At 67.9% G+C, this 20,365-nt stretch carries 18 protein-coding genes and 1 tRNA gene; 10 read left to right on the top strand and 9 right to left on the bottom strand.

Going from position 1 to position 20,365, the window contains the following annotated elements:
* Positions 1-43 precede the first annotated feature (43 nt).
* On the bottom strand, positions 44-832 hold the full coding sequence (locus tag ACUDTM_RS07140) for a queuosine precursor transporter (RefSeq protein ID WP_061479667.1): 789 nt from the start codon (positions 830-832) through the stop codon (positions 44-46).
* The gene (locus ACUDTM_RS07135) at positions 829-1,512 is read right to left on the bottom strand and encodes a DUF502 domain-containing protein (protein ID WP_227836920.1); all 684 of its coding nucleotides are present in this window, start codon (positions 1,510-1,512) and stop codon (positions 829-831) included. Before ACUDTM_RS07135 ends, ACUDTM_RS07140 begins: the two co-directional genes overlap by 4 nt.
* 76 nt (positions 1,513-1,588) lie before the next feature.
* Between ACUDTM_RS07135 and ACUDTM_RS07130 the strand changes: the two genes are divergently transcribed.
* Complete coding sequence (locus tag ACUDTM_RS07130) at positions 1,589-2,905, top strand: hypothetical protein (protein WP_088496125.1); 1,317 nt, start codon at positions 1,589-1,591, stop codon at positions 2,903-2,905.
* Positions 2,906-3,032: 127 nt separating this feature from the next.
* Here ACUDTM_RS07130 and ACUDTM_RS07125 read toward each other — a convergent pair whose 3' ends face one another.
* From ACUDTM_RS07125 to trxA, 4 genes are all read right to left on the bottom strand, one after another.
* Positions 3,033-3,485, bottom strand: coding sequence for a DUF4442 domain-containing protein (locus ACUDTM_RS07125; RefSeq protein WP_072168538.1), 453 nt, complete (start codon positions 3,483-3,485; stop codon positions 3,033-3,035).
* Positions 3,486-3,583: 98 nt separating this feature from the next.
* Positions 3,584-5,206 (bottom strand): CHASE2 domain-containing protein, encoded by a 1,623-nt coding sequence (locus ACUDTM_RS07120; RefSeq protein ID WP_445391226.1) that lies wholly within the window; start codon positions 5,204-5,206, stop codon positions 3,584-3,586.
* Positions 5,203-6,903: a FecR family protein gene (locus tag ACUDTM_RS07115; RefSeq protein ID WP_343236035.1), complete on the bottom strand. Its 1,701-nt coding sequence runs from the start codon at positions 6,901-6,903 to the stop codon at positions 5,203-5,205. The genes ACUDTM_RS07120 and ACUDTM_RS07115 overlap by 4 nt, the downstream gene beginning before the upstream one ends.
* Before the next feature lie 107 nt (positions 6,904-7,010).
* On the bottom strand, positions 7,011-7,868 hold the full coding sequence (gene trxA / locus ACUDTM_RS07110; protein ID WP_069139614.1) for a thioredoxin: 858 nt from the start codon (positions 7,866-7,868) through the stop codon (positions 7,011-7,013).
* A 49-nt stretch (positions 7,869-7,917) separates the two neighbouring features.
* On the opposite strand from trxA, the gene ACUDTM_RS07105 reads away from it, so the two are divergent.
* The 9 genes from ACUDTM_RS07105 (at position 7,918) to ACUDTM_RS07065 (ending at position 15,017) form a co-directional block, all read left to right on the top strand.
* Positions 7,918-8,097, top strand: coding sequence for a hypothetical protein (locus ACUDTM_RS07105; protein ID WP_141653594.1), 180 nt, complete (start codon positions 7,918-7,920; stop codon positions 8,095-8,097).
* 28 nt (positions 8,098-8,125) lie between these two features.
* Positions 8,126-8,725, top strand: a complete 600-nt coding sequence (locus ACUDTM_RS07100) for a DUF998 domain-containing protein (RefSeq protein ID WP_072168536.1) — start codon at positions 8,126-8,128, stop codon at positions 8,723-8,725.
* A 105-nt stretch (positions 8,726-8,830) separates the two neighbouring features.
* Positions 8,831-11,473, top strand: coding sequence for a leucine--tRNA ligase (gene leuS, locus ACUDTM_RS07095; RefSeq protein ID WP_072168545.1), 2,643 nt, complete (start codon positions 8,831-8,833; stop codon positions 11,471-11,473).
* Positions 11,474-11,610: 137 nt separating this feature from the next.
* Positions 11,611-12,195, top strand: coding sequence for an LPS-assembly lipoprotein LptE (locus ACUDTM_RS07090; RefSeq protein ID WP_005418114.1), 585 nt, complete (start codon positions 11,611-11,613; stop codon positions 12,193-12,195).
* Between the two features lie 12 nt (positions 12,196-12,207).
* Positions 12,208-13,245, top strand: coding sequence for a DNA polymerase III subunit delta (gene holA / locus ACUDTM_RS07085; protein ID WP_072168535.1), 1,038 nt, complete (start codon positions 12,208-12,210; stop codon positions 13,243-13,245).
* A 3-nt stretch (positions 13,246-13,248) separates the two neighbouring features.
* Complete coding sequence (nadD, locus tag ACUDTM_RS07080) at positions 13,249-13,914, top strand: nicotinate-nucleotide adenylyltransferase (protein WP_069139612.1); 666 nt, start codon at positions 13,249-13,251, stop codon at positions 13,912-13,914.
* Between the two features lie 58 nt (positions 13,915-13,972).
* Positions 13,973-14,383 carry a ribosome silencing factor gene (gene rsfS, locus ACUDTM_RS07075; RefSeq protein WP_005418109.1) on the top strand — a complete coding sequence of 137 codons (411 nt, stop codon included), beginning with the start codon at positions 13,973-13,975 and terminating at the stop codon, positions 14,381-14,383.
* Positions 14,384-14,447: 64 nt separating this feature from the next.
* Positions 14,448-14,918, top strand: coding sequence for a 23S rRNA (pseudouridine(1915)-N(3))-methyltransferase RlmH (gene rlmH, locus ACUDTM_RS07070; RefSeq protein WP_005418108.1), 471 nt, complete (start codon positions 14,448-14,450; stop codon positions 14,916-14,918).
* Between the two features lie 22 nt (positions 14,919-14,940).
* A tRNA-Asn gene (locus tag ACUDTM_RS07065) sits at positions 14,941-15,017 on the top strand.
* A gap of 101 nt (positions 15,018-15,118) precedes the next feature.
* Here ACUDTM_RS07065 and arcD read toward each other — a convergent pair.
* The 3 genes from arcD to ACUDTM_RS07050 form a co-directional block, all read right to left on the bottom strand.
* Positions 15,119-16,540 (bottom strand): arginine-ornithine antiporter, encoded by a 1,422-nt coding sequence (arcD, locus tag ACUDTM_RS07060; protein WP_445391225.1) that lies wholly within the window; start codon positions 16,538-16,540, stop codon positions 15,119-15,121.
* Positions 16,541-16,704: 164 nt separating this feature from the next.
* Positions 16,705-19,494 (bottom strand): TonB-dependent receptor, encoded by a 2,790-nt coding sequence (locus tag ACUDTM_RS07055; protein ID WP_061479655.1) that lies wholly within the window; start codon positions 19,492-19,494, stop codon positions 16,705-16,707.
* A gap of 195 nt (positions 19,495-19,689) precedes the next feature.
* Entirely contained in the window at positions 19,690-20,340 is a 651-nt protein-coding gene (locus ACUDTM_RS07050) for an energy transducer TonB (protein WP_072168532.1), read from the bottom strand.
* Positions 20,341-20,365 lie beyond the last annotated feature (25 nt).

The raw sequence follows: 20,365 nt of genomic DNA, 5'->3' as shown, positions 1-20,365 counted from the left end.
ACGGCCAGCGTGAAGGCGCAGTCAGCTTGCCGTCGCTGGGGCTTCAGTCAGCCGCGGCGGCGGCGCGCAGCGCGGCGGCCCTGTCTGCGCCCAGGTAGCGGGTGATCGCACGCCGCATCAGGTACAGCAGTGGAATCAAGGCAACCGCAAAGCCCATCTTGTAGATGTAGTTGACGCTGCTGACGGCCAGGAACAGTGAGGTCGGCCAGTGCTGCGGGCCGAGCACGAAGGCGATCCAGATCACTACAAAGCTGTCCACCACTTGGGAGATCGCGGTGGATCCGGTCGCACGCAGCCACACGTGGCGCTCGCCGGTGGCCTGGCGGATGCGGTGGAACACGGCCACGTCGATCAGCTGGCCGAGCAGGAAGGCCACCAGCGAACCGGCGATGGTCCACATGCCCTGGCCGAACACCGCTGCGAATGCCGCCTGGTAGTCCGGCACGCCGTGGCCGTCCATCGAGGTGACCCACCAGCTGGCCGGCGCCAGCGAGATCGCTGCGAAGGCGAACAGGAAGCCATAGGCGATCAGCACCACGGCCAACCACGAGATGAAGCGCACGCCGCGCTTGCCGAAAAACTCGTTGATCGTGTCGGTCATGATGAACACCACCGGCCACAGCAGGGTACCGGCGGTGAAGCTGAGCGAACCGGTCTGGCCAAACAGGTTCCAGTTCAGCGGATCAATGCCGAGGGTGTCTTCCAGCGCGAAGATCTTCACCCCGATCAGTTCGGCCAGCACGGCGTTGCCGCAGAAGAACGCGGCCAGCACGATGAACAGCAGGACCGCGCGGTCCTGCAGCGGGCGCTCGATTGGCGCCGCGGTGGTCATTCGCTGCGTTCGCCTGCGCGCGTGAACGGAACGCTGGACGGTGCGACGGCACCGCCGGAAATGATGAAGCTCATGGCCTGGTCGACGGTCCAGTCGGTCGGGGTCAGCAGCTCCACCGGCACGATCTCCAGGTAACCCGAGGTCGGGTTCGGCGTGGTTGGCACGTACACCGCGGCCAGTTCACGGTCGGTGCCCTGTTCCTTGATCACGCGGGTGACCAGCCCGACCGACTTCATGTCGCGGTGCGGGAAATCGATCAGCACCACGCGCTGGGTGCTGCCCGGCTCGGTCTGCAGCATGTCCAGCAGCTTCTTGGCGCTGTCGTAGATGATGCTGGCCAGCGGAATGCGCTTGATCACCGCGCCGACCCAGCGCAGCAGGCGCTGGCCGAGCACGCGGCGGCTGGCCACGCCCACCGCCAGGATCACCAGCAGGGTGGCGAGCAGGGCGATGGTGTTCTGGATCCACTCGGCACGGACCCAGCCGAGGTAATGCGGGAAGCTTGTCGCGATCTGCTCGGAAAGCGGCACCACCAATGGGCTGGAAATGCCCGACAGCAGCACGAACACGAACTTGACCACGACCCAGGTCAGCCAGATCGGCAGCAGGGTCAGCAGGCCGGTCAGGAACAGGCGCTGCAGGGAGGGGCGGGGGACCAGGGCGGGGGCTTCGAGCGACATGCGCGCATTGTAGCGGCCACAGCCGGTCGATTACGCTGGGGGATCGACTGCGGCAACGATGCATGGAAGGGAAGCTGTGTTGAAGATTCTGCGCGGACTGGGCTGGGCCCTGGCAGGACTGCTGGTGCTGGCCATCGTGGCGTGGTGTGCCTCGCGCATGTGGCCCGTGCCGGAATCACGGCTGCAGGCCCAGCAGCGGTTGCAGGCCCGCCTGCCCGCTGATGGCCGCAACGGCTTTGCGCTGCTGTGGACACTCGCGTTCGACGATCTCGACCCGGGCCAGCGCGATCAGGCGCTGGTCCGGGACGTACAGCGCTGGGAGGCGGATCCGCGCGGCAATGGCGGCGCCCGTCCGCAGCTGGCAGAGGACCACGTCGAGCTGCAATCACGGCCTTCGGCCAGCTGCGGACCGACCGCCAGTGACTGCCTCGCCCAGGTGCGCGCGGACCCGCAGCGCTTCGTCGATGCCCACGCTGGCCACCAGCAGCTGCATGCGCGCCTGGACCAGCTGGCCGATGCGGATCACTTCGTGTCGCCGTTCCGGCCCAAAGGCGAAGGCATCCTCGTGCCGATGCCGACCTATGGCTTGGTGATCGACGCCACCAGCGCACGCGCGCTGGCCTATGTGCAGGGTGATATCGACGGTGCGCTGCGTGGCAGTTGCCGCGGGCTGCAGCTGGGCCGCCGGCTGGTGACGGGCGGCAGCTACCTGGTGGAGAGCATCATCGGTGCCAGCCTGGTGCAGGCCAATGCCCAGCTGCTGGCCGACATGCTGGTTGAACTGCCGGCCGACCAGCCGCTGCCTGCGGAATGCGAGCAGGCGATGAAGCCGATGCGGGCCGCCGAACAGAGCCTGTGCCGTGCGATGCAGGGCGAGTATGCGATGAGCAGGGCTGCGATCGAAACCTCGGCGCAGGAGTTCGGTGGTGTGCTGGTACTCGATCGCAGCAGCACCCTGGCGCGTGTGGCGGGCAACCTGGGCTGGGCCTGTGGCGCGGCGGCGATGACCGCGCTGGAGGCGGATCGCCCGCTGCCGGTGCCGGCACCGCCGCAGCATGACTTCGGCTGCCTGTCGAACATCATGGGGTGCGTGCTGGCCGATATCGCGGGCCCGGCCTATCCGGCCTATTCGTCACGGCCCCAGGATGCTGCCGCGATGGTGCGGCTGATCGGTGCGCAACGCTGGCTGCGACAGCAGGCCGAGGACCCTGTGGATGCGCTGAAGCGCTTGCCTGCCCAGTTCCGCTCGCAGGTGCGGACACCGCAGTTGTCGGCCGATGGCCGCCGCCTGCAGGTACCGCGGCGCTCAGCGCCGCGCAGCACCGACGAGAGCCCATGGTTGTCGGTACCGATGGTGGCGGGGGACGCCCCGGCCGCCGCCGCGCGCGACTGAGCAGCGGCGGCCAGTGCGCGCTGTCCCCGTCATCCTCGCGGCTGCCTTCGCTCCGCAGGTGCACACGCGCATACGGGCGCATCGGAGCCTCCCTGGCAGGGCAGCAGAGGACAGCGCCCGCGCCGGATCAGCGCGCGTGTGGCTTCAACCGCAGATAGACCTGCTTGCGCACCTGGGCGACCACCTCGCCGCTGTCGTCGACGACGTCGTTGCTGAACCAGCGCAGCACCTTCTCGCCGCCCGCTGCTTCGGCACGCAGTTCGGCCAGCAGCGCATCGTCGATGCGGAACGAGGTGCGCACCGTGCCCCGGCCAGGCTTGAGGAAATCGATCGCACCGGCCCGGTCCCACACGTAGTAGTCACGGCCGAGGATGTGCAGCAGGCCCAGCATCCAGAACGGGTCGGTCATCGCGAACAGGCTGCCGCCGAAATGCGTGCCGACGTAGTTGCGGTTCCACGGGCGCAGCCGCAGCTCGACGTCGATCTGCCGGTAATCGGGCGTGATGCGGGTGACATGGATGCCGGTGAACAGGAACGGTGGCCACAGGTTGATGCCGAAGCGGAACAGGCGGGCGTTCATGCGGGTCCGGGGGCGCGAGGCGAGGCGCCCAGTCTAACCATTCGCATGCGTATGTTGCACCCCGGGCGTGTGTCCTACGGCGGCGTGCATGTCCTGCCTCATGGGCCGTCGATCATGTACCCGTCGCGGCCGTTGGCCTTGGCCTGATAAAGGGCGGTGTCGGCGCCTTCCACGAAATGGTGGGGCTGCAGTTCGCCGTCGGGCACGCGGGTGAATACGCCGATGGTGAGCGTGACGGTACCGTCGCTGCCATCGCCCGGCGCCGGCAAGGCGCGCACGCAGGCAATCAGGTCCTCGATCACCTGGCGTGCGCCCTCGGCCGGTGTATCCGGCAGCACCAGCGCGAATTCGTCGCCACCGTAGCGTGCCGCCATGTCGCGCGGGCGGCGCGCATGGGCGCCGATCAGGCGGGCGACATCACGCAGCACGCGGTCGCCGACCTGGTGCCCGTGGCGATCGTTATGGCGCTTGAAGTGGTCGACGTCGATCAGCGCCAGGCTCAATGGCTTGCCGCTGCGCCGCGCTGCATCACATTCCTGCTGCAGCGACTGCTCGAAGCGGAGGCGGTTGCCCAGGCCGGTAAGGGCGTCGCGGTTGGCCTGGCGGTGCCAGGCCGAGATCCGCCACACCGCCCAGACCAGCAGTGCCAGCGTCACGCCCAGCATCGCGCTGGCCGGCGCCCACCACAGGTCACTCGTGCGCAGCAGCAGCCAGCTCAGCAGGGCAGGCATCGGCAACGAACACAGCGCGACCAGCCAGGGCAGGCGCAGGCCGAGCAGGATCACGCACAGCGCCACCAGCACACCGCTGATGGCGTGCTGCCAGGCATGCGGTAGAACATCGATCTGCCTGTGCTGCAGCAGCATCGAGGTGATGTTGGCCTGGTACTCGCTGCCGCTCATCCAGAACTCGCGGGTGGTCGGGGTCAGCAGGCGGGGCGCGATGCCGCTGGCCGTCATGCCAACTACGATGCGGCGGCCATGCAGCATCGCCATGTCCACGTGGCCATCGAGAACGTCCGCATAGGACACCTGCGGCAGCCGCTCGGGGGGGCCGGCGTAGCGCACGCGAACGTAATCGTCGCGACGCCATTGATAGGGCGAGCCCAGTTCCGGGTCGGGATCGGGCAGGCCGCGTACGGCACCGGCAGGCAGGTCGGCCAGTGCCAGGCCCAGTGCCGGCCAGTGCGGCTGGCCGATACCTGCGTGCAGATAGACGCCACGGGCGACGCCGTCGCCATCCACCTCGACATCGGTGTGGCCGATGGCGGCAGCACTGGCAGCGATCTGTGGGATCGGCAGCATCTCCTCGGCCATGCGGTCGCCGGCCGCCGGTGCGGCCAGCACCGGCAGCACCACCCGGCCATTGCGTCGGATGGCGGCCGCCAGTTGATCATCCTGTCGGCTGTCACGGCGATCCGGTTCGGACAGCATCAGGTCCAGCGCGACGCGTTCGGCGCCGGCATCGGTCAGGCGGTCAAGCAGGCGTGCATGCACCGAGCGGGGCCAGGGCCACTGGCCAATGCGCTGCAGGCTCCCTTCGTCGATGGCGACGATCAGCACGCTGGGATCGGGGCGGTAATCCCAGTTGCCGACCAGCGCGTCATAGGCCGCCTCGTCCTGCCGCCACAGCCATTGTCCCTGGCTGGCCACGATGGTCAGCACGCCGGCCAGCAGGGCCAGCAGGATCCGCTTCGACCATGGCAGCGGCGAGCGCCTCACAACAACAACCAGAGCAGCAGGGCACCGCCACCCGCGCCGTAGCACAGGCGGCACGGCAGCGGGACCTGCTGGGCAGGCGAGAACGCGCTGGCGTGGCCGTCATCGTCGATGTACTGCACGCGTACATGCAGGGTGCCGCTCCACGGGCGCTTGAAGCTCACCTGCGGCTGGTCCACGGTTTCGTCGACCAGCGGTGCCTGGAAGTCGCCGCGGCGATCCACCTGCACCCGGTAGCGCTGGCCCTCGCTGCCGGCCTGCCAGCGCAGCGTCAGCTCGCCGTGTGCGGCCTCGGGTGGTTGCAGGGCCGGGTCCACCGGTTCGTTGCTCAGCTGCAGCGGCAACGCCTGGCCATAGCGGCCCTGTCGGCCTTCGCCATCGCGCGAGGCCACGCGCCAGTAGTACTGGCCGGGCGGCAGCGGTTGCGCCAGGCGCAGGTCGGTCGCATGGGTGGCCTGCTCCTGCAGGGGCTGCAGGAAGCTGGGTTCGGTGGCGATCTGCAGGACGCTGCTGCGCGCACCGGGGGCCTGGCTCCAGCGGAAACGCGGGCGGTCGCTGTTGATCGTCTGCCCATGCAGCGGCGATACGGTCAGCGGCGGTGGTGGCTGGTCACCGAGCTCGAAATCGGCGCTGGCATCCAGGCCTTCGACCCCCTGGGCGTCGACCGCGCGCAACAGGATGCGCAGTTGGCCAGGCGGCAGATCGCCGATCGCCAGCCGGGTGTCGGCGGTGGTGGCGGCGAACAGCAGGATCTCCGGCGTTGCCGCCTGCACCACTTCCACCCGGTAATGATCGGCGCCATTGACCGGTTCCCAGGCAAGCACGGTCGGCAGCGGCGCCAGGCGCAGCGCGTCATTGCGCAGCGCCGGCGCCGGCAGCAGTGCGGAGACCGCAGCGGGCGCCGCATCGGCACTGCTGCTGCGGGTCGCCTGGCCCGGCCGGACCAGGCGCTGGCCATGGGAGTTGCCGACCTGCACCTTGCCCTGCAGGACCTCGGTGGCACCGACGTGCCCGTTATCCCCGGCGCTGACCCGGAACACCGTGCCGCGCACGCTGCTGGTCGCGGTGGGCGCATCGATGATGTAACGCGAGGCGGGGCCGCGCGCCGGCGTCACCCGGTTGCTGGCTCGCCCCTGCTGCAGGCGCAGTCGGGTGTCGACCATGCCGGTGTGGCCGTAACGGCTCAGCTGGTCCAGGCGCAGGCGCGAGTACTCGCGCAGCTGCAGGCGCGAGGCATCGGCGAATTCCAGGGTGATGCTGGAATCGCCTTCGGTCTCCACGGTGTCACCGATATGCAGCTGTTCGCCGGCCTGGAGCGCGCGGGTCGCCGTGCCATCGGCGCCTGCCAGCGCGACCTTGCCGCGCACGGACAGCACCCGGGCCGGCGCCGGTTCGGTGCGCAGCCAGCTGATCGGGAAGCGCAGCAGCTGGCCCGGCGGCAACTGGTAGGGGTTGTCGATGCGGTTGTGCTGCTGCAGCTGCTGCCAGCGTACCGAGGGCTTCAGGTAGAGCCCGCCCAGGTCCCACAGGGTATCGCCGGGCCGGACCCGGTAGTTCCAGTCCTGGGCGCCGGCAATGGCGGGCATCAGGAAGAGGGCGCAGAGCAGAGCGCCCGTTAAATGCATGGCGAACGACAGAGAGCGGACGACGGTCACAGTTTGCAATCCCGGCAATGCGGGGGTGCAGCTGCAAGACCCCATGGCCCCGACCTCATCCCCCCGAACGGATCGTGGCGACCGCGTGGCCACCAGCGCGGGCATTATTGCCCGCGTTCAGTGCAGGGATTCTGAACGGAGCGGGTTCCCGTTCAGAACAGCAGCGACGCCATCCTGCGGCGGTACTGGCCGACCAGATCCTCGTCGGAGATCACATTGAAGGCGTCGATCAGCGCCTTGCGCGGCAGGCCTTCCTCGAATCCGCGGTCGATCCGCAGCATTTCCAGGAACTGGGCCAGCGCGGCCTCGTCATGACCGCCGAGCAGCAGTTGCACGCCGCGCAGGTGGCGGGCCTTGAGGTCCTTGCCGTCAGCGGCGATGCGTGCGTCCAGTACCTCGGCGGCCGGTGCATCCTTCAGCGCGGCGGCGAAGGCCAGGCGGGCGCGGGCACGCACGGCGCGGTCGTCGGTGGCCAGGTTGGCAGGCAGGCCGTCGATCAGGGTGCCTGCCTCGTCCACGCCACCGATCTGCAGCAGGGCCAGGGCCAGGTCGAGCTTCAGTTCATCCTTGTCCGGCTCGGCGGCGATCTGCGCACGCAGCACATCGACCTGCGCCTGCGGATCCAGCGGGGTGTCATCTTCGGGGACAGCATCGCCCACATCGGCCGGTACGATGCCGTGCTGGGCCAGGAACTCACGCAGCTGGCCTTCCGGAATGGCGCCGGGGAAGCCGTCCACCAGCTGGCCGCCCTTGACCAGGAACACGGTCGGCACCGAGCGGATCTGGAAGGCCGCAGCGATCTGCTGTTCCTTGTCGACATCGACCTTGGCCAGCTCGAACGCACCGTTGTACTCGGCAGCCAGCTTTTCCAGCATCGGGCCGAGGGTCTTGCACGGCCCGCACCAGGTGGCCCAGAAGTCGACCAGCACCGGCGTCTGCAGCGACTTCTGCAGGACTTCGGCCTCGAAGGTCGCAGTGGTGGCGTCGAATACGTAGGTCGTCTCGGTCATGGGGAAAGCATCGCTTGGCATCTGGAGACCGATTCTATGGTGACGATCGATGTCCGTCTCAACCCTGCCATCACATCGCGCGCGACGGCCTCGGGGGCGTGGCACGCAGTACAGCTCGTGGATCACCCGCTTTCCGGAGCTGACCGGCGTAGTGGTCGCGGTGCGCCGGAAGCACCCGGCCTCGGTCGCGCGCTTGGCGCACCGCGTCGCTGCCGCGACAATGCGCTGATCCATTCTTTTCCGGGTGACTGCGCGCAATGTCCATGGTCCGGCTTGATCGTTGGTTGGGACTGCTTGCTGCAGTCGTGTTCGTCCTGGCTGTGTCTGGCTTCGGTGCCGGCCTGGAGGGTTATGCACAGGCGCGCCACCCGGTGGCGCTGCTGGGTGCGCGGGGTGTACCGCATGCGCTGGCCTTCAATCTGCTTGGATTTGTGCTGCCCGGCGTGCTCGCCGCGGTGGTGGCTGAGCGCCTGCGCCGCAGCCTGCCCGCCACTGCCGGCTGGGCATCGAGGGTCGGCAGCCAGATGCTGCTGCTGGCTGGCCTGGGCTTTGCCGCGATGGGCTTGCTGCCGCTGGACGTGGACGATCTGCATGGGCCGGCCAGCCAGCTGCATGCCAGTGCCTGGATGATCTGGGTGCTGGGCTTCGTCGCCGGAACCCTGTTGCTGGGCACGACACAGCTGCGTCAGGCGCATGGCCGCGCCCTGGGCGCCTTGGCCCTGGGCTGCGGCATGCTGGCTGCGGTGGCCGCGTTTGCCCTGCAGGGCGTCCTGCCGGCGCCGCTGGCACAACGGCTGGCGTTCGCCTGCTGGGTGGCCTGGCTGGCCACCGCACTGCCGCTGTCGCGCCAACGCTGAGACGGCTCCCGGGGCATCGCGGCGCCCACCCCCAGCAGGCAGGATTGGAGACGTTTGCCGCACTGCGGTACGCTGTACCGCTTTGCCGCCGCATCCGCGTGTTCCATGACCAGCGCTGAAACCAACGCCTACGACCCGCAGCAGGTTGAATCCGCCGCCCAGCAGTACTGGGACGCCACCCGTGCCTTCGAGGTCGACGAGACCTCGGACAAGCCGAAGTACTACTGCCTGTCGATGCTTCCGTACCCGTCCGGTGCGCTGCACATGGGCCACGTGCGCAATTACACGATTGGCGACGTGATCAGCCGCTACAAGCGCATGACCGGCCACAACGTGCTGCAGCCGATGGGCTGGGACGCGTTCGGCCTGCCGGCGGAAAACGCCGCGATCAAGAACAAGACCGCGCCGGCGGCGTGGACCTACAAGAACATCGACCACATGCGCAGCCAGCTGAAATCGCTGGGCTATGCCATCGACTGGTCGCGCGAGTTCGCCACCTGCCGTCCGGACTATTACGTCCACGAGCAGCGCATGTTCACCCGCCTGATGCGCAAGGGCCTGGCCTATCGCCGCAACGCGGTGGTGAACTGGGACCCGGTCGACCAGACCGTGCTGGCCAACGAGCAGGTCATCGACGGCCGCGGCTGGCGCTCCGGTGCGCTGGTGGAGAAGCGTGAGATCCCGCAGTGGTTCCTGCGCATCACCGACTACGCCCAGGAACTGCTGGATGGCCTGGACGAGCTGGATGGCTGGCCGGAATCGGTCAAGACCATGCAACGCAACTGGATCGGCCGCTCGGAGGGCCTGGAAATCCAGTTCGACGTGCGCGACGTCGATGGTGGCGTGCTGGATCCGCTGCGCGTGTTCACCACCCGCCCGGACACGGTGATGGGCGTGACCTTCGTGTCGATCGCCGCCGAACACCCACTGGCGCTGCACGCAGCGAAGAACAACCCGGAACTGGCCGCGATGCTGGCCGACCTGAAGCAGGGCGGTGTATCCGAGGCCGAGCTGGAGACCCAGGAAAAGCGCGGCATGGACACCGGCCTGCGCGCGCTGCACCCGGTCACCGGCGAGCCGGTCCCGGTGTGGGTCGCCAATTTCGTGCTGATGGGCTACGGCACCGGTGCGGTGATGGCGGTGCCGGGCCATGACCAGCGCGACAATGAAGTGGCCAACAAGTACGGCCTGCCGATCAAGCAGGTCATCGCGCTGAAGGACCCGCGCACTGAAGAAGAACGCAACTGGGACGGCAGCCGCTGGCAGGACTGGTACAGCGACAAGAACCGTGCCTTCGAACTGGTCAACTCGGCCGAATTCGACGGCTTGGACTTCCAGGGCGCGTTCGAAGCGCTGGCCGAACGTTTCGAGCGCAAGGCCCAGGGCCAGCGCCGCGTCAACTACCGCCTGCGCGACTGGGGCGTGAGCCGCCAGCGCTACTGGGGTTGCCCGATTCCGGTGATCTACTGCGCCAAGTGCGGTGCGGTGCCGGTGCCGGAGGAGCAGCTGCCGGTGGTACTGCCGGAGGACGTGGCGTTCTCCGGGACCGGTTCGCCGATCAAGACCGACCCGGAATGGCGCAAGACCACCTGCCCGGAATGCGGTGGCGCCGCCGAGCGCGAGACCGACACCTTCGACACCTTCATGGAGTCGAGCTGGTACTACGCCCGCTACACCTCGCCGGGTGCCCGTGACGCCGTCGACAAGCGCGGCAACTACTGGCTGCCGGTCGACCAGTACATCGGTGGCATCGAGCACGCGATCCTGCACCTGATGTATTTCCGCTTCTATCACAAGCTGCTGCGCGACGCGCGGATGGTGGACAGCAACGAGCCGGCGCGCAACCTGCTGTGCCAGGGCATGGTGATCGCCGAGACCTACTACCGCCCGAATCCGGACGGTTCGAAGGACTGGATCAACCCGGCCGATGTGGAAGTGCAGCGTGACGAGCGCGGCCGCATCACCGGCGCCACCCTGATCGCCGACGGCCAGCCGGTGGTGGTCGGTGGCACCGAGAAGATGTCCAAGTCGAAGAACAACGGCGTGGACCCGCAGGCGATGGTCGGCAAGTACGGCGCCGACACCGTGCGCCTGTTCTCGATGTTCGCCGCGCCGCCGGAGCAGTCGCTGGAGTGGAACGAGGCCGGCGTGGACGGCATGGCGCGCTTCCTGCGCCGCCTGTGGGCCCAGGTGCAGAAGCATGCTGCCGACGGTGCCGCCCCGGCGCTGGACGTTGCAGCACTGGATGCCAACCAGAAGGCGCTGCGCCGCAAGACCCATGAAACCATCGGCAAGGTCGGTGACGACTACGGCCGCCGCCACAGCTTCAATACCGCCATCGCAGCGGTGATGGAGCTGATGAACGCGCTGGCCAGGTTCGAGGACGACAGCGAGCAGGGCCGCGCGGTGCGCCAGGAAGCGCTGCAGGCCGTCGTGCTGCTGCTGAACCCGATCACGCCGCATGCCAGCCACGCCCTCTGGCAGGTGCTTGGCCATGGCGAGACGCTGCTGGAAGACCAGCCGTTCCCGCAGGCCGACAGCAGTGCGCTGGTACGCGATGCGCTGACCCTGGCGGTGCAGGTCAACGGCAAGCTGCGCGGCACCATCGAGGTGGCGGCCGATGCCGCGCGCGAGCAGGTCGAGGCGCTGGCGCTGGCCGAGCCCAACGCGGCCAGGTTCATGGAAGGCCTGACGGTGCGCAAGATCATCATCGTCCCGGGCAAGATCGTGAACATCGTCGCCGCCTGATGTACCTCGCACCGGCCACCCGCGCGGTGGCCGGTGCCTTTCCAGAAGCAGGGCCGGGTGCTTGATGGCCCTGCATTCACGCGGCTTCGGGCACGCTGTGTGTTGCCGTGATCGCCCGGCTCCGCCAGACTGTCTCCATGACCCGAATCCTGCTTGCCCTCGTTCTTGTCCTCGGCCTTGCCGGCTGCGGCTTCCATCTGCGCAACAAGCTGATGCTGCCGACCGACACCGCCCCGGTGAAGGTGGTCTCCACCGCCCCGTACAGTGAACTGGTCAAGCTGCTCAATCGCAGCCTGCTGGCCTCCGGTGCCAGGCTGGCCGATGAGGACAGCAAGGAACCCAGTACCCAGCTGCAGGTGTTGTCCGAGCGCTGGGGTGACCTCCCGATCGCCATCGACTCGCAAGGTCGTGCGCAGGAGTACAGCCTGCGCTATGCGGTGATCTTCATCTTCCGCCGCGAGGATGGCAGCGAACTGGTGCCGCAGCAGGTGATCGAACTGTCGCGCGACTACGTGTCGCCGCCGACCGACGCCACCGGCACCACCACCGAACGCGAAATCCTGGCCACGGAGCTGCGCCGGGAAATGTCCGCCTCGATCATCCGCCGTATCGACAGCGTGGTCCGCGCCGAGATCGAGAAGGGGGGCAGCCTGTCCGCGCCGAAGGCCAAGCCGATCGAGGGCGCGGTGCCGGCAGAGCCGGCCGCCGCCGTCAAGCACTGAGCGGCAGCGACGATGGAACTGCGTCCGGAGCAGCTGGCCAGCCAGGGCGCTGACACGGCGTTGGCGCCGGTATACCTGATCGCAGGCCCGGAAACACTGCGCGTGCTGGAGGCCGCAGATGCCATCCGCGCGCGTGCGCGCGCCTCGGGCATCGGCGAACGCGAAGTGTTCGACGCCGACGGGCGTGATTTCGACTGGAACCAGCTTGACGCCAGTTTCAATGCGCCCAGCCTGTTCAGCGCCCGCCGCCTGGTCGAGGTGCGCCTGCCCAGCGGCAAGCCGGGCAAGGAGGGCGCCGAGGTGATCAGCCAGTTCTGCGCCAACCCGGCGCCGGACGTGGTGTTGATGATCACCGCCAATGAATGGAGCAAGGCCCACCAGGGCAAGTGGGCCGAGGCGGTCAACCGCATCGGCGTGCTGTCGGTGGCATGGGCGATCAAGCCGCATGAACTGCCGGACTGGATCGAGCGCCGCCTGCGCGGCAAGGGCCTGCGTGCCGACCCGGCTGCCGTGCAGCGCCTGGCCGAGCGGGTGGAGGGCAACCTGCTGGCCGCCGCCCAGGAAATCGACAAGCTGGCGCTGTTGGCCGACGGCCAGCCGTTGGATGTGGAACGGATGGAGTCGCTGGTGGCTGACGCTGCCCGCTACGACGTGTTCCGCTTGGTGGAGGCGACGTTCTCCGGCCAGCCGCCGGCGGTGCTGCGCATGCTGGCCGGCCTGCGCGGTGAAGGGGAGGCGGTGGCCGCATTGATGCCGATCGTGATCCGCGAGCTGCTGGCGGGCGCAGGCCTGGCCCGCGTGCAGGCGCGTGGTGGCAACCTGGCCGCTGAAATGAAATCGCGCGGCATCTGGGAATCGCGGCAGGCGCCTTACAAGCGCGCGCTGCAGCGGCACCCGGAAGGCAAGCGCTGGGAGCGCTTCGTGGCCGAGGCGGGGCTGGTCGACCGCATTGCCAAGGGGCGCGCTGACGGCGACGCCTGGCTGGCGCTGGAACGCCTGCTGGTGGCCGTGGCCGAGCCGCGTGCCGTGCGCCTGCTGGTGCGGGCCTGAGTGATGAGCCTGCGGATCTACTACGGGGGCACCTTCGATCCGGTGCACCTCGGGCACCTGGCGATCGCGCGTGCGGCCCGTGATGAACTGCAGGTCGCCGTGCGCATGCTGCCGGCCGCCGATCCGCCGCACCGCGCGGTGCCCGGTGCCACTGCTGAGCAGCGCTGCACGATGTTGTCGCTGGCCATCGGCGACGAGCCGGGGCTGCTGCTGGACCGTCGCGAACTGGATCGTGCCACCCGCTGCCCCGGTCGCCCGTCGTACACCGTCGACACGCTGCGCGAGCTGCGTGGCGAGCTGGGCCCGAGCCGGCCGCTGGCCTGGCTGGTGGGCGCCGACAGCCTGCTGGGGCTGTCCGGCTGGCATGAATGGGAGGCCCTGTTCGATCTGGCCCACTTCGTGGTGGCCGAACGGCCGGGCAGTCCGTTGCAGGCGTCGATCGATGGCGAGCTGGGGCGCGCCCTGCAAGGGCGCTGGGCCGACAATGAGCAGGCCCTGTTCGCCAGCCCGGCCGGGCGCATCCTGCGCCTGCACCACCCACTGCGCGAGGAATCGGCCAGCGCCGTGCGCTCGCAGATTGCCGCTGGCGGTCCCTGGCGCGCACTGCTGCCACCGGCCGTGGCCGACTATGTCGCTGCACACGGGCTGTACCGCCCGGCCACGGCGTGAATGGCGCGGCCGCGCCATCCCCGTATAATCGCCCCCACGTTTATCGAGTCGATCCATTTTGAGCAACCAGACCCAGCCCCAGACCATCAAGGTCGATCTGCCCAGCCCGCCGCCGTCCGTGCCGGAACTGCTGGCCAGCGTCCGCCAAGCCACCGAAGACCTGAAGGCCAAGGACCTGGTCGAGATCGACGTGCGCGGCCGGTCCAGCGTTGCCGACTACATGATCGTCGTTTCGGGCACTTCGACCCGCCACGTCAAGTCGATTGCCGATGAAGTCGTGCGCTTCGCCAAGAACATCGACGTGATGCCGCTGGGTGTTGAAGGCGAGCGCGAAGCGGAGTGGGTGCTGGTCGATCTGGGCGACGTGATCGTCCACGTGATGCTGCCGCGCGTGCGTGAGTTCTACGCGCTCGAGCGCCTGTGGACCGTCGGCGACCAGCCGCCGTCCAGCGACGACGAAGTGGCCTGAGCCGCACGTTGACGCATCCCTTCGACGGCGCCGATGGCGCCGTCGACGTTTTGGAGGACCGTTGATGAAAGCCCGCCTGATCGCCACCGGTGAACGCGCGCCCAGCTGGGTCGCGCAGGGGTTCGCCGAATACCAGAAGCGGCTGTCGCATTGGCTGCCGTTCGAGCTGGTGGAAATCGAACCCGGCCTGCGCGGCAAGGGGCGCGATCCGCGCCGTGCCACCGAGGATGAAGGCAAGCGGGTCATCGCCGCGCTGCCGAAGAACGCTTACGTGGTGGCACTGGACGTGCCGGGGCGGCAGTTGAGTTCCGAGCAGCTGGCGCAGCGCCTGGAGCATTGGCGCGGGCAGGGCCGGGACCTGGCGTTCCTGATCGGTGGCCCGGAAGGGCATTCGCCAGAGGTCTCCGCGCTGGCCGACGAAAAGTGGTCGATCGGACCGCTGACGCTGCCGCACATGCTGGTGCGTCTGGTGGTGGCCGAGCAGCTGTATCGGGCTGCCGCAATGATTGCCAATCACCCCTACCATCGCGCGTGAAGAGTGGTTATACTAGTCGTCTGCCCGAATAGCTCAGCCGGTTAGAGCACTTGACTGTTAATCAGGGGGTCGTTGGTTCGAGTCCAACTTCGGGCGCCACCTTGCAAAACCTGCATCGCGAGATGCAGGTTTTTTTTTGCCGTGTTGTGGCGGCGAGCCCATGCTCGGCTGCATCCTCCAAGCCGGGCACGCGCTCGGCGCTACAGCGTGATCCGGCCCTTCCAGAACGCTGCCAGCGTGGCGATCGCTACTGCCAGGATCGCGCCGAACAGCGCCCACTCCCAGCGCGTGAAAACCGGCTCGCCGCGCTGGCGCCGGGTCTGCGCAAACAGAACAACGCCGGGCACGTACAGCAGCACCGACAGCAGCAGGTTGTTCAGGCCGCCGGCATACACCAGCCACAGCGCGTAGGCGCTGGCCAGCAGCGCGACGACGAAATCGCGCCAGCGCTCGCGTGGCTCACCCGCGTAGGACTGCCCGCGCCAGGCCAGTTGCACGCCGAACGCGGTGGACAGGAAGTAGGGCACCAGGCTCATCGATGCGGCCAGCAGCACCAGGCCGGTGTAGCTGCCCGCATTGAACAGCACCAGCAGCAGGAACAGCTGGATCAGCCCGTTGCTCAACCACAATGCAATGGCCGGCACGCCACGCGCATTCTCGCGTCCCAGGAAGGCGGGCATCGTGCCGTCGCCAGCGGCGGCATACAGCACTTCGGCACACAGCAGCACCCAGGCCAGCAGCGCGCCCAGCACCGAAATGATCGAACCGGCGATGATCACCGTCGCGCCCCATTCGCCGACGATGGCGCGCAGCACGTAGGCCATCGACGGGTTGGGCAGCCCGGCCAGTTCGGCCTGCGACAGCACGCCCATCGACAGCAGGCTGACCAGGACCAGCAGCAGCCAGACCCCCAGGAAACCGATCACCGTGGCACGGCCGACGTCGGCACGGCGCGCGGCTCGCCGCGAATAGATGCTGGCGCCTTCGATGCCGATGAACACCCACACGGTGACCAGCATCATGCCGCGCAGTTGCTGGCCGAGGTCGCCGAGCGCAGGCGTGCCGAAGAAGTCGGCGCGGAACACCTCCATGCGGAACGCGCCGGCGGCCAGCACCAGGAACAGTGCGATGGGCAGCAGCTTGGCCACTGTCACCAGGCCGTTGACGATGGCTGCTGTGCGCAGGCCGCGCAGCACCAGCAGGTGGACGGTCCACAACAGTACGGACGAAGCGGCCACGGCGGCTGGCGTGTTGCCTTCGCCGAACACCGGCATGAAATGGCCCAGGCCGCTGAAGATCAGCACGAAGAAGCTGGCATTGCCCAGTACCGAAGCGACCCAGTAGCCCCACGCCGCGGAGAAGCCGATGTAGTTGCCGAAGCCTTCGCGTGCATATGCGTAGATGCCGGTGTCCAGGTCCGGACGGCGGTTGGCCAGGGCCTGGAACACGAAGGCCAGCATCAGCATGCCCGCACCGCTCAGCGCCCAGCCGATCATCGCGGCGGCCGGGCCGGCACTGCGGGCAACGTTCTGCGGCAATGAGAAGATGCCGGCGCCGACCATCGAGCCGACTACCAGTGCAGTCAACGCCGGCAGGCCGAGGCGTTGCGATGTCGTGGCCATTGAGATCCCCTGCGGCCCGGATGCCGCGAGCACACCCTAGCCATGTACTCGTGAACATGGCTGCAAGGCCGGGTGTGCGGGAGCCGGCATGGACAACGAACAGCCAGGAAACGACGAAGGCCCGGGCAACAGCCCGGGCCTTCGAAGCAAACACAGCAGCGGGATTATTTGAACGTGTACTTGGCGCCGACAGTGAAGTAGCGGCCAATCGCACCACTGAAGTGCAGCGGGTTGTAATTGACTGCACCGTAAGTGCTCGGGTCGAGCGGCGCGATGCGGTCGAACACGTTCTGCACCGAAGCGTTCAGCTCGAAGGCTTCGGTGATGTTCCAGCGGCCGGACAGATCGAAGGTGGTGAACGAGGAGATCTTCTCTACCGGCTCGCCGTCTTCATAGAAGGCCAGGTAGTCACCGCCGCGGCGGTCCTTGTTCTCCAGCTTGCTGATGTAGTTGGCCACGCCGCTGATGCTCCACGGGCCCTGCTTCCAGGTGGTGCCGAAGTTGATGCGGTCCTTCGGCGTGCCGATGCAGTTGGTCACGTCGCAGTTGCCGTGGGTGCCCACATAGTCGACGGTGGTATCACCCTCGGTGCGCTCGAACTTGAGCACGTGGCTCCACTGCAGGTCCATTTCCAGCTGGCCCGGGCCGATGTCGAAGGTCTGGCGGATGTCGGTGTCGATACCGCGGACGCGCGAGGAGTTGGCATTCACGTAGGCGGTATTGACGGCCAGGATGGTGCCGCTGTTGGCGACTCCGCCGATGTTGTTGGCATCGCGGAGAACGTTGCCCGCGGCGATGGCGTCGGCCGTGCTGCCCTGCGCGATTTCGTTGGTGCGCTTGATTTCCCACGCATCCACAGTCAGCGAGGTGGTCGAGGTTGGCTGCAGCACGATGCCCACCGAGTAGCTCTTGGACTCTTCCGGCTTCAGGTCCTTGTTCGGCCGCGTGATGATCGCCACTGAGCGCGCGGTGCATTCGTTGGCCGGGTCGATGGCGCAACGCACCGGATCGCGGGCGTTGGAGAAAGCGGCCAGGCCACCGTCACCGTTCTCGGCCGGGTTCGGCGCACGGAAGCCTTCAGCGTAGCTGGCGCGCAGTGCGATCCAGTCGGCCGGGGTCCACTTCACGCCCAGCTTCGGCGTGGCCTTGCCTTCGCCGCTTTCGTACTTGTCGTAGCGGACCGCAGCGCTCAGCTCCAACTGCTCCAGCACCGGTGCGGACAGTTCGGCGTAGCCGGCATACACATTCTGCGTGCCGTCGTAGGCCGAGTAGCCCAGGCCGATGATCTGGCCGATATCGGTGAAGGTCTGCGGCGTCAGGCTGTTGCTCGTCTTGCGCCACTCCGTACCGAAGGCCAGGCCCAGCGGACCGCCCTTGAGATCCATCAGGCTGCGCGAGATGGTGAAGTCGAACATGTCCAGGCTCGACTTGGCACGCGCGCTGATGGTCGGGCTGATGGCATCGTAGACCGACTGCGGCGTCTGCGAGGCATTGTCGCCGATGCGCCAGGTGCCATAGGGGCAGGCCGGATTGCCCAGCACGCAGCGTACTGCGTCATAACGCAGGAAACCCGTGCGCTTGTTGACCAGGTCGGTGCCGGAATGCAGGTAGGCGGTGTCGTAGCTCCAGTCGCCCCAGTTGCCCTTGACACCCACCAGGAAGCGGTTGAACTCATTGGTATTGTCGGTCACGCGCGGGCCCACGTCCCACGCGCTGTAACGCAGGCGGGCCGCGGTGGGCAGCGGGTTGTCCGGATGACCTGCATACAGCTGGGTCGCACCGGCACCGCTGTTGGCGTTGACCGGGCCGCCAGGGTAGCCCCAGCCGCCGGATACGCCGGATGGCGTATTGCTGAAGATCGTTTCCTTCTTCGAGTAACCGATCTCGGTATAGACCTCGCCGCCTTCACCAAACGCGAAGCTGGCGCGGCCGAACACGTTCACGTACTTCTCTTCCGGGCTCAGGTCGCGGTACTGCTGCGCCGGATCCCACAGGCAACCCTGGGCCTGCGCGGTCGCGTCACTCTGCCCGGGAATCGTGGTCAGCCCGGCGCAGCCCGGCAGGGCAACCAGATGGCCGGTGGCATCGAACACCGAGCCATTGGGACCCACGCCGCCGGCGGTACCGCCCGACAGGTAGGCACCGCCCAGGAACTGCGCGTCTGCAGCGTCGTAACCCCAGCGCCGGATATCGCCGGTGCCGATCCACTTGCGGTTCTTGCGGTCGCTGATCTTGATCGCGTCGGTCTTGCCGACGTCCAGGCTGAAGAACGCATTCCAGCCATCGCTGGACAGGTCGCCGGTGCCGGCAGTGAGGGTCGCCTTCTTCGCGTCGCCATCGCCGTCACCGGAAATGCCGTAGGAACCGCGCAGGATGGCGCCTTGGAAGTCGCTGCGCAGGATGATGTTGACGACGCCGGCGATGGCGTCGGAGCCATAGATCGCCGAGGCGCCGTCCTTGAGCACTTCCACGCGCTCGACGGCATCGAGCGGGATGGTGCTGAGGTCGGTGAAGACCTTCTGGCCGTCATCGGCCAGGCCGTAGGTGGCCATGCGGCGGCCGTTCAACAGCACCAGCGTCGAGCCGGCGCCCAGGCCGCGCAGCGAGATGCCGGCGCCGCCACCGGCGAAGCCGTTGCCGAAGGTCTTGGGAATGGAGCCTGCGCCGTCGGCGGTCAGGGTCTGCAGGTACTCGGCGACCGTGGTCTTGCCGGTGCGGTCGATTTCCTGGCGGGTCACCACCTGCACCGGCGACGGTGTCTCGGTGTTGGTGCGCGGGATGTTGGAGCCGGTGACCGTGATGCGGTCGAGGTTGGTGGCCTGCTCCTGTGCAAAGGCTGAGGAAGAAGCCACGGCGCCGACCAGCAGCAGGGTGCTGCCAGCAAGGATATGGGTGATGGACGATGCCAGGGTGGTGCGGCGGCGGCTGGCGGGCCGTTGGATCGGGTGTTTCACAGCTTCTCTCCTAACTGGAAAACCGTAGCGTTGAGGGCTGTCGCCGGATCGATACCGGGACGCGCCAATCTAGGTTTCCAGCAGGTGACGAAGACGTGAATTTTTGCTTAATCAGTAACGCTTGGCCCGGGCATGTCCGCATTTGTCGGGCAGTGGCAGGGGCCGGCCCGGCGCGGGGCCGGGCCGGTGGGACGCTCAGTCCGGCAGCGAGAACTGCACCGGCACCATGCCGATGGCCGGAACCGCCACGCCGTCACGCTGGGCAGGCTCGAAGCGCCAGTGCTTGAGCACCTGCTGGCGGGCGGCCTGGTCCAGGTTGCGCGAGCCGCTGCTGCGCTCGACGCTGACCGCGACCGGCTGGCCACGGGTGTCCACTTCCACCCGCAACAGCACCGTGCCCTGTTCGTGGTTGCGCAGGGACTGGATCGGATAGGTCGGCGGCGGAGCGCTGCGGTACTGCAGCTGGGCGCCGGCCAACGGGGTGGAGGTGTCGATGCTGGGCGCCAATTGCGGCGGAGCCGGTTCGGCGGCCGGCAATGCGATGCCCTGGGTCTCTTCCACGGTCGCGGTGGGTGCGGGCAGTGGCGGTACCACCGGCTGCGTCCGCGGCTTCGGTACCACCTGGACGATCTCTTTTGGCGGGACCGGAACCGGCGGCGCCGGCGGTGGCGGGATCTTCTCGATCAGCCGGACCGGCGTCTTTTCACGCGGGGCCTGCACGGCCTGGTAGGTCGCAGGGATGAGCAGCAACAGGAAGGCCAGCAGGTGCAGGGCGATCGCTGCACTCCAGGCGGCTACGCGGGCGGGGTCGAAGTGCGGGGATGCAACGGGATAGGTACGAACCATGGTCCACCTCCATGCCAGTGACGAA

This window comes from Stenotrophomonas maltophilia group sp. vghtpe118 (assembly GCF_052605195.1).
Note: the sequence above shows the minus strand (reverse complement) of the source record. Positions and strands in the feature narration are given on the sequence as shown.